General features: G+C 70.1%; 5 protein-coding genes. 1 reads left to right on the top strand and 4 read right to left on the bottom strand.

The features are described from left to right. Window positions 1-734: 734 nt before the first annotated feature. The 3 genes from ABD810_RS19070 to ABD810_RS19060 all read right to left on the bottom strand — a co-directional run bounded on the left by ABD810_RS19070 (window position 735) and on the right by ABD810_RS19060 (window position 6,732). Window positions 735-3,401 (bottom strand): glycoside hydrolase family 3 N-terminal domain-containing protein, encoded by a 2,667-nt coding sequence (locus tag ABD810_RS19070; protein WP_344941599.1) that lies wholly within the window; start codon window positions 3,399-3,401, stop codon window positions 735-737. A 332-nt stretch (window positions 3,402-3,733) separates the two neighbouring features. Next, complete coding sequence (locus ABD810_RS19065) at window positions 3,734-4,159, bottom strand: PH domain-containing protein (RefSeq protein WP_344941597.1); 426 nt, start codon at window positions 4,157-4,159, stop codon at window positions 3,734-3,736. A gap of 80 nt (window positions 4,160-4,239) precedes the next feature. After that, window positions 4,240-6,732 (bottom strand): transketolase-like TK C-terminal-containing protein, encoded by a 2,493-nt coding sequence (locus ABD810_RS19060; RefSeq protein WP_344941595.1) that lies wholly within the window; start codon window positions 6,730-6,732, stop codon window positions 4,240-4,242. A 155-nt stretch (window positions 6,733-6,887) separates the two neighbouring features. Between ABD810_RS19060 and ABD810_RS19055 the strand changes: the two genes are divergently transcribed. Then, window positions 6,888-7,397, top strand: a complete 510-nt coding sequence (locus ABD810_RS19055; protein WP_344941592.1) for an Lrp/AsnC family transcriptional regulator — start codon at window positions 6,888-6,890, stop codon at window positions 7,395-7,397. Here ABD810_RS19055 and ABD810_RS19050 read toward each other — a convergent pair. Continuing rightward, window positions 7,394-8,404: a YihY/virulence factor BrkB family protein gene (locus tag ABD810_RS19050; protein ID WP_344941589.1), complete on the bottom strand. Its 1,011-nt coding sequence runs from the start codon at window positions 8,402-8,404 to the stop codon at window positions 7,394-7,396. The genes ABD810_RS19055 and ABD810_RS19050 overlap by 4 nt on opposite strands. Window positions 8,405-8,506 lie beyond the last annotated feature (102 nt).

The following is an 8,506-nucleotide window of genomic DNA, read 5'->3' as shown; positions in this document are numbered from 1 at the left end:
CTGGCTGTTCAAGGATGTGGTCAGGGGAAGGTCGACCTGGCGGCCTTCCGCTTTTCGGGCGCGGCGATCGCCTGCTACCTATCGAGGATGTGGGAATGGCAGGTGCTCAATGTTATTGGGGCCCACCCGGCACCCATTTGATCAGGGAACCCGGTTGCTTCCCACCCAGACCGGGGCCTACCACGCAAGGAATCGGCAGTGACGTACCCGCAAGGCAAGCCCGGGACGGACCCGCAAGGCCGACCGGGACGTACCCGTAAGGTCGGAATGGGACGTACCCGGAGGCGGGCCGTGACCTACATTCCACCACCCAAACACACCCGGAACCATCACCACCAGGGGCACGCCTACCTAGGAACAACACTCGAATTCAAAAAGCCGAGCAACTACCAATGTATTGGAGCCCCACCCGGCACCCATTTGATCAGGGAACCCGGTTGCTTCCCACCCAGACCGGGGCCTACCACGGAAGGAACGGCAGTGACGTACCCGCAAGGCAAGCCCGTGACGGACCCTGTGACCGACACTCGCCGGTACGCCACGGCCTGCGACCTTCCCGGAACGCCATTACTCCGGCCTTTCGCGCCAGATCCTGACTCGGGTGGGAATCAAATGGGTGCCCCGATCAAACGGGTGCCGGGAGGGACCCTCACCACACCCAGCACAAGGCAAAGCTCACCCCGCCCACCCCCGTAAGAACGGGCATGGGCGGGGTGATGGGGACGAAGGTGAGGTCAGGTGAGGCTGGCGCAGGTTCGGGCGTCGGGGTCCTTGGCGGCTTGGGGGACCCAGCGGACGTTGGCGAACGATGCGGAGAAGGCCGCCTCGGTGTACACGAGGAACGGTGTGTTGATCACCTCAAGGTCCAGGCCGGTGGCGGCGAAGCAGGAGATCGGGATCTTGACCGTCGTCTTGGTCCCGGTCGGCATCCCCTGGAACAGCGAGGTCGCGACCACCTCGGAGAAGCAGGGGTAGACGCAGTGGACGCTGATGACGGTCCGCGCGGCCGGAGGCTGGTGGACGATCGTGTCGAAGACCAGGGCGGCGTCGGCGTTCAGGTAGCCTCGCAGGTCGCTGCCGCCCGCCGGGTCCTGCATGTAGATCTGCCCGGGTCCAGTGCCGGTCCAGGTCGCCTTGAGTCCGTCCTGCTGCACGTTGACGTCCGACTGCACCACGTTGATCTCCGAGTGCGCCGCCTGGCCGTCGACGCCGATCTCGGTGCCGCCCCAGTTCTCAGGGGAGCCGATGAAGCTCTTGTACGGCGCGATGTCGGTCCGGTTGAAGATCTCGAGATCCTCGGTGGCGGTGCCACCGCCGCCGGACGTGCCGCAGCCGGCCTCCGGCGAGGTCTCGTCGAGCGTGCCCACCGAGCCGGTCTGCCCGTAACGCAGGCCGTAGCCGAGCGGGAAGAGCGGGTCGTAGCCCTCGGTGCCCGGGTTGAGCGGGGTCTGGCAGGCGCTCTTCGGCCAGGAGTACGACAGCTTGCCGGTGTAGCCCTCGCTCCGGTGCGACTTCCTGATGAGCAGGTCGGCGACACCGCCGCCCTCGGTGCCCGGGAGCCACGCGACGACGAACGCGTCAGAGCGGTTGAGCTCCTTGTTGACGTAGAGCGGGCGGCCGGTGACGTACACGGTAACCACGGGCGCGCCCTTGCCGCGGACCTTGTCGAGTACGGCGAGGTCGCCGGGGTAGAGCTTGGCCGCTTCCAGCGAGCGCCGTCCGAGGTCGCCCACGCCCTCGGCGTACGGCGTCTCGCCGATGACGGCGATGACCGCGTCGTAGGCGGCGGGGTCGACACCGTCGGCCGTCTCGCTGAAGGTGACGTCGGCCGTGCCCAGCGCCTCCTGGAGGCCGCCGAGGATGGTCGTGCCGTTGGGGAAGTCGGCGTTGGTGTTGCCGGTGCCCTGCCAGCTGAGCGTCCAGCCACCGGTCTGGTTCTGCATGCTGTCGGCGCTCTTGCCTACCACGAGCACCTTGGAGTCGGCGGCGAGCGGCAGGACCTTGCCGTTGTTCTTGAGCAGCACCTGCGACTCGCGCACGGCCTCCCGGGCGAGCGCCCGGGTCTGGAGCGCGCTCGCCGACCCGGCGAGGGGACGAGCGGACGGCTTGGGAGCGTCGAACACCCCGGCGCGCAGCTTGACGCGGAGGATGCGCTTCACCGCGTCGTCGACGCGCGCCATCGGGATCTCGCCGGCCTCGACCTGCGCGATGGTGTTGGTGATGAACGCCTTCCAGTCGTTGGGCACCATCACGACGTCGATGCCGGCGTTGACGGCCCTCGCGCAACTGGAGTTGCTGCATCCGGCCACCTGGCCGATGCCGTTCCAGTCGGAGACCACGACGCCGTCGAAGCCCATCTTCTGCTTGAGGATGTCGGTGAGGGCGAGCTTGCTGCCGTGGAGCTTGCCCTCGTTGATGCCGAGGTCGGCGTTGGTCCAGCTGTTGAAGGACGCCATCACGGTCTGGGCTCCCGCTGCGAGCGCGCCGTAGTACCCCTGGCCGTGGATGTTGATCATCTCGGCCTCGGACGAGGGGTTGACCCCCTGGTCCACGCCCTTGATGGTGCCGCCGTCACCGATGAAGTGCTTGGCGGTCGCGATGACGCCCTTCTGGCCGAGCCTGTGCGCGCTTCCGCCCTGCAGCCCTCTCACGGCCTCGTAGCCGAAGGCCCGGGTGATGCGGGGGTCCTCGGAGAAGCCCTCGTAGGTGCGGCCCCACCGGTCGTCGCGCACGACGGCGAGCGTGGGCGCGAAGGCCCAGTCCTGGCCGGTCGCGCGGATCTGCGCGGCGGTGGCGGCGCCGATGTCGCGGACGAGGCAGGGGTCGTGCGCGGCGCCCAGGCCGATGTTGTGCGGGAAGAGCGTGGCGCCGTAGACGTTGTTGTTGCCGTGGACGGCGTCGATGCCCCAGATGATCGGAATCTTCGTCCGTGTGCCGACCGACGCCTGCCAGTAGGCGTCGGCGAGGTCGAGCCAGGCCTTCGGGGCCGCGTGCTTGTCGCGGCCTGGCCAGGAGCCGCCGCCGTTGAGCACCGAGCCGATGTAGTACTGCTTGACCTCTTCGGGGGTGATGGCGGCGATCTCCGGCTGCGTCATCTGCCCGACCTTCTCGGCCAGGGTCATACCGGCGACGATCTTCGCGATCCGCTTCTCGTCGGCGGGATTCCGCTTGATCCGGCTGTCGACCTTCGGCCAGTCGGCGAGCGTCGGCAGGGTCCTCTCTATGCGCGCGCAGCCGTGGCCGTCTCTGGCGGGAGCCCCGATCACGGGTTGCTTGCCGCCCTTCGCGGACTCGGCGCCCGCGCCCGGGATCGCGATGGCGCCCGTGGCCAGGAGCGCCAGGCCTGCCAGCACCGCCGAGGCGGCGCGGCGTGGACCTGATCGGGCAGGAGGTCTGGTCATGAAGCGTCCGTTCTCGAAGCTCTGCGAGGGTCACGGCGGCCCCCCGCAGCCGCACTGGGCAGATCTTGACCCTGTGCGAGCCCGGAGTCAAGAGCTACGCTAGAGCGCTCTCACGCCTTCAAAGATGACCAAGATAAGGAAACCAGGCCCCAAATCGCTCCCTACCAGGGGTCGTGACGCCGGGTTATGTCGATCACGGCCCGGCTCAGCCGCCGAATTGGAGAGAGCGCTTTCTCGGCTGGTGGAGGACGTCTCGACCACCCAGGACCGGGCGACCGGACGCTCGGCCGCCTCCGCGCCCGCAGCGGCCTGACCCCGAACTGATCCGTGCCTCAGGCCGGCCTGAGCCTGAACAGCTCCTCGGCCGCCTCGGTACAAGAGGTCCCCAGCTCGTACGACGAGAAGATATGCAGTGTCTCGTCGGTCTCGATCTCCAGCAGTTCCCAGCGCAGCCCGTACCGGGCGTTCCGCGCGACCCGGATGTGGGTGACCTCCGGCCAGAACACCCGCTCGCGGTGCGCGAGCCCGGTCACCATCGTGAGCCCCTGGTCGTCGGCCGCGAGCCGCACCGGTGCCAGCACGTCGCGGAGGGCGAACCCGCCGAGCAGCACGGCGGCGGCCGCGCACAGAAGCATCCCGCGTGTGTCACCGGCGACGATGACGGCGAAGACGCCGAACCCGACGGCCGCCGCCCATTTGAGGATGGTGAACTCGCGCCGGATCCGCCACTGCCGTGCCTGCCGGGATATGCCCGTCATACACGCACGCTACCGCTCACCCACGCCTCCGGGCGCGCCTCACCGGCCTCCGGAACCTCGCCCCCGACGCATTCCACGGATCAGTCGACCAGGTCCAGCCCGGCCGCGACGATGCTGTCGGTGTCGAGCCCGTGGTACCGGTACACGTCGTCGAGGCTCCCCGACTGGCCGAACGTCGTGACGCCGAGGTGGGTGCCCGGCACCTGGTGGATGCCGGCGAGGAAGGCCAGGGTGTGCGGGTGGCCGTCCACGACCGTGACGATCGGCGTGGCGCGCTGCGAGGGGAAGACGCTGTCCAGGATCCAGGTGGGCGCGTCGCCGTGACCGCCGCGGCCGCGCATGGCCTCGAACAGCAGCCCGGGGCTGGTCAGGCAGATCACGTCGGCGCCGATGCCGAGCCCGCCGAGACGGTCGGCGGCGGCGAGCGCCTCGGTCATGACCGCGCCCATCGCGGCGATCGTGACGGCGGGTCGCTCGTGACGCCTGATCGCGTACGCGCCCGCGACGGCCTGGCGCCGTCGCAGCTCACGGGCCGCGGGGTCGGCCGGGACGTTGGCGAGGGACTGGTCCACGGGACGGGTGGAGAGGCGGAGGTAGGCCGACCTGCCATCGGGCCTGCCGAGCCGCGCCAGGGCGGCCAGCAGGCACCACTCCAGGTCGATGGCGAACGCGGGCTCGTAGCCGGTGCAGCCGGGCTGCTCGATCCCGATGGACGGCGTCTTGATCGACTGGTGGGCGCCGCCTTCCGGCCCGAGGCTCACCCCGGACGGCGTGCCCACCAGGATGGACTGGCCACCGGCGTAGATGCCGAAGGACCAGGGTTCCAGGGCGCGCTCCACGAACGGGTCGTACAGCACGCCGATCGGCAGCAAGGGCTGCCCCCAGCGGGACCAGGTGGCGCCGAGCTCGCCGAGCAGCCCCACGAGGTTGGTCTCGGCGATCCCGAGCTCGATGTGCTGGCCGGTGGGCCGCTCGCGCCAGTGCAGGATCGTCTCGGCGTCGTCGTCGAACCAGTTGCGTCGCTCGGAGGTGGCGAAGACGCCCACCTTGTTGAGCCAACCGCCCAGGTTGGTGCTGGAGCTGACGTCCGGGCTGACGGTCACCACGCGGGCACCGACGCCGGGAGCCTGGCGGGTGAGGTCGAACAGCGTGCGTCCGAGCGCCGCCTGCGTCGTGGCGGTGCCGTGCGGGGTGCGCCCGAAGTCGGCGGGCACGTCGCCGGCCTCCTGCACCTGGCGGGGCGTCCGGCGCAGCCGCGACGCGGTGTCCGCGCAGTGCCGCGCGGCCCTGCCGCCCTCCGCGAGCGGCGCCCACGGCCGCTCCGGGTCGGCTCCGACCTGTACGGCGAGCGCGCGCAGCTGGTCGGCGGTCAGCAGGGAGGAGTGGTTCTGGGGGTGGCCCTCCGTGGCGAGCCCGTAGCCCTTCACCGTGTAGGCGAAGATGACCGTGGGGCGGGTGTCGTCGATGGCCTCGTACGCCTGCTTGAGGGCGGACAGGTCGTGCCCGCCGAGGTTGCGGATGGCGGCGTGCAGCGTCGCGTCATCGACGTCGGCGAGCAGCCCGGCGATCGTCTCGGCGTCCCCTCCCGTGCCCGAGGTGTGCCCGCCGGTGCCCGAGGTGTGCCCGCCGGTACCCGAGGTGCGCCCGCCGGTACCCGGGGTGCGCCCGTCGGTGCCCGAGGTGTGCCCGTCGGTGCCGGAGATGTGGCTGCCGGGGGTGTGCCCGTCGGTGCCGGTGCCGGTGCCGATGAGGCGGGCGCGGAGCTCCTCCGGGCCGCAGCGCAGCAGGCGCTGGTACTCGGGGTTGGACATGCCGTCGATGCGCGCGCGGAGCACCTCCCCGCCCCGCCGCGCGAACAGGTCCTCCAGGAGCCTGCCGTACTTCACCGTGAGCACCTGCCACCCCGCGGCGGCGAACATGCCCTGCAACCGGGTGCCGCCCATGTTGGGCACCACACGGTCGAGCGACTGGCGGTTGAAGTCGACGATCCACACGACCTCGCCCAGCTCCGCCACCTGGGGGTCGAGGATGGCTTCCCAGCAGGCCCCCTCGTCCAGCTCGGCGTCGCCGAGGAGCGAGTACTGCCGCCCGGCGCCCGCCCCGCCGAAGTGCGCCTCGACGTAGCGGCGGGCCAGCGCGCCCCAGATCGGGGCGGTGGCGCCGATGCCGACCGAGCCGGTGGAGTAGTCGGCCGGGTCGGGGTCCTTGGTGCGGCTCGGGTAGCTCTGCAGGCCGCCGAACTCGCGCAGCGTGGTGAGATACGACTCGTCGAGCTCGCCGAGCAGGTGGTTGATGGCGTGCAGCACCGGCGACGCGTGCGGTTTCACCGACACCCGGTCGTCGGCGGTGAGTGTCCCGAACCACAGGGATGTCATGATCGACACGATGGAGGCGCTGGACGCCTGGTGACCGCCGACCTTGAGCCCCGTGGGGTTGGGGCGGACACGGTTGGCGTGGTCGATCATGGCGGTCGACAGCCACAGCACCCGCTGCTCGATCTCGCGAAGGACGTCCAGGTCATCGGGGCCGCTGGGCAGGGCGGGGGAGGTGGCCGGGTCCGCCTTGGGGTTCATCGGATACTCGCCTCTCCAGCGCACATCAGCCATCGCTCCGTTGAGCAGTTTGCTGAGACATGCTGACTAGCATGGGCGAGAGTGCGCAAGCGCGTCACGATTAAGTAAGCTACATGCACGGTTTTGTAAGGGTGACCCCAGGAAGGGGAGGCAGTATGCGCAGCTCGGGGGCGCTCGACCGGGTCGACGCACGCCTGCTGCTCGCCTTGATCGACAACCCCAGGGCGACCGTGCTGGCACTCGCGGAGCAGGTCGGCCTGTCCCGCAACACGGTGCAGGCCAGGCTGGCCAAGCTGGAGGAGCGTGGGGTGCTGGCGGGCTTCGAGCGGAGCCTGGATCCCGGCGTCCTCGGATACCGCCTGACGGCGTACATCACCGTACGGGTCGACCAGCACACGCTCGCGGCCGTCTCCGACGGCCTCGCCGCCATTCCCGAGGTCATCGAGGTCCTCGGCATCAGCGGAGGGGACGCGGACCTGCTGGTGCGGGTCGCCGCCAAGGACGCCGACGACCTCTACCGGGTCGCCGGGCGGATACTCGCCACCCCCGGCGTGGAGCGTACGACCACGGCGCTGGCGATGCGCACGCTGGTCAGCCACCGCATCTCGCCCCTGTTGCGCCGGGCCGCCGCCGGCGAGGAGGACCCCGCCGAGCCCGCAGGCTAGTCATCGTCGATCTTCCGGGTGTCCCGGGGTTCGACGTACGGCTCCTGGTCGGGCGGGCTGCCCGCCTCGATGGCACGTCCCCGGGCCAGCTCGGCGTCGAACTCGACTCCGAGGAGCACGGCGATGTTGGTGATCCACAGCCAGACCAGGAAGATGATGACACCGGCGAGCGCGGCGTAGGTCTTGCTGTACGAGGCGAAGTTGGCCACGTAGAACCCGAAGGCGACGGACGCGATGATCCACAGCACGACGGCGAGCATGCTGCCCGGCGTGACCCAACGGAACCCGGGGTGCGCCACATTGGGCGCCGCCCAGTAGAGCAGGGCCAGCACCACGATCACGATGATGACCAGGGCCGGCCACTTGGCGATCCCCCACACCGTCAGCGTCGTGTCGCCGATCCCCAGCAGCTTCCCGGCCTCGCTGGCCACCGAGCCGGTGAACACGACGGCGACCGCGCCGACCGCCATCATGATGACCAGCACGGTGGTGATGGCCAGGCGCAACGGCACCGTCTTCCAGATGGGCCGGCCCTCCGGCATCTCGTACATGACGTTCGCGGCGCGCATGAACGCCCCGACGTACCCTGACGCCGACCACAGCGCGACGCCGATGCCCATCGCGGTGGCGATGCCCGCGGCACCCTGGTTGCTCTGCAGGGAGGTCAGCACGCTGTCGAGGATCTGCCGGGCGGGCCCGGGGGCGAGGGCGCCGAGGTTGTCGATGAGCGGCTGGGTGGCCTTCTTGCCGAACAGGCCGAGCAGCGAGACGGCGGCCAGAAGGGCCGGGAACATGGACAGGACCGAGTAGTAGGTCAGGGCCGCGGCCCAGTCGGTGACCTTGTCCTCCTGGAACTCCTTCACGGTGCGCTTGAGCACCGACCACCACGACCGCTTGGAAAGCTGGAGCGGCCCTTCGGGCGCCGCCGCGCTCGCGTGATCAGAATCTGCGGAGCGCCGGACATCGTGGTTCTTCATGGCCATGCCACCGTCTTCTGGTCGCCGCACTGTCGCTTCCTCGACGGCGGCTGCCCCGACGCGCTGACGGCAAACACGCCGCGACACCGGTCGTACGCGGGCTGTGGGGCTTCGGGCGGTGGCGGCCGCGCA

The sequence above is a fragment of the Sphaerisporangium flaviroseum genome (assembly GCF_039537005.1).
Taxonomy (GTDB): Bacteria; Actinomycetota; Actinomycetes; order Streptosporangiales; family Streptosporangiaceae; genus Sphaerisporangium; species Sphaerisporangium flaviroseum.
This window is presented reverse-complemented; position numbering and strand designations above follow the sequence as displayed.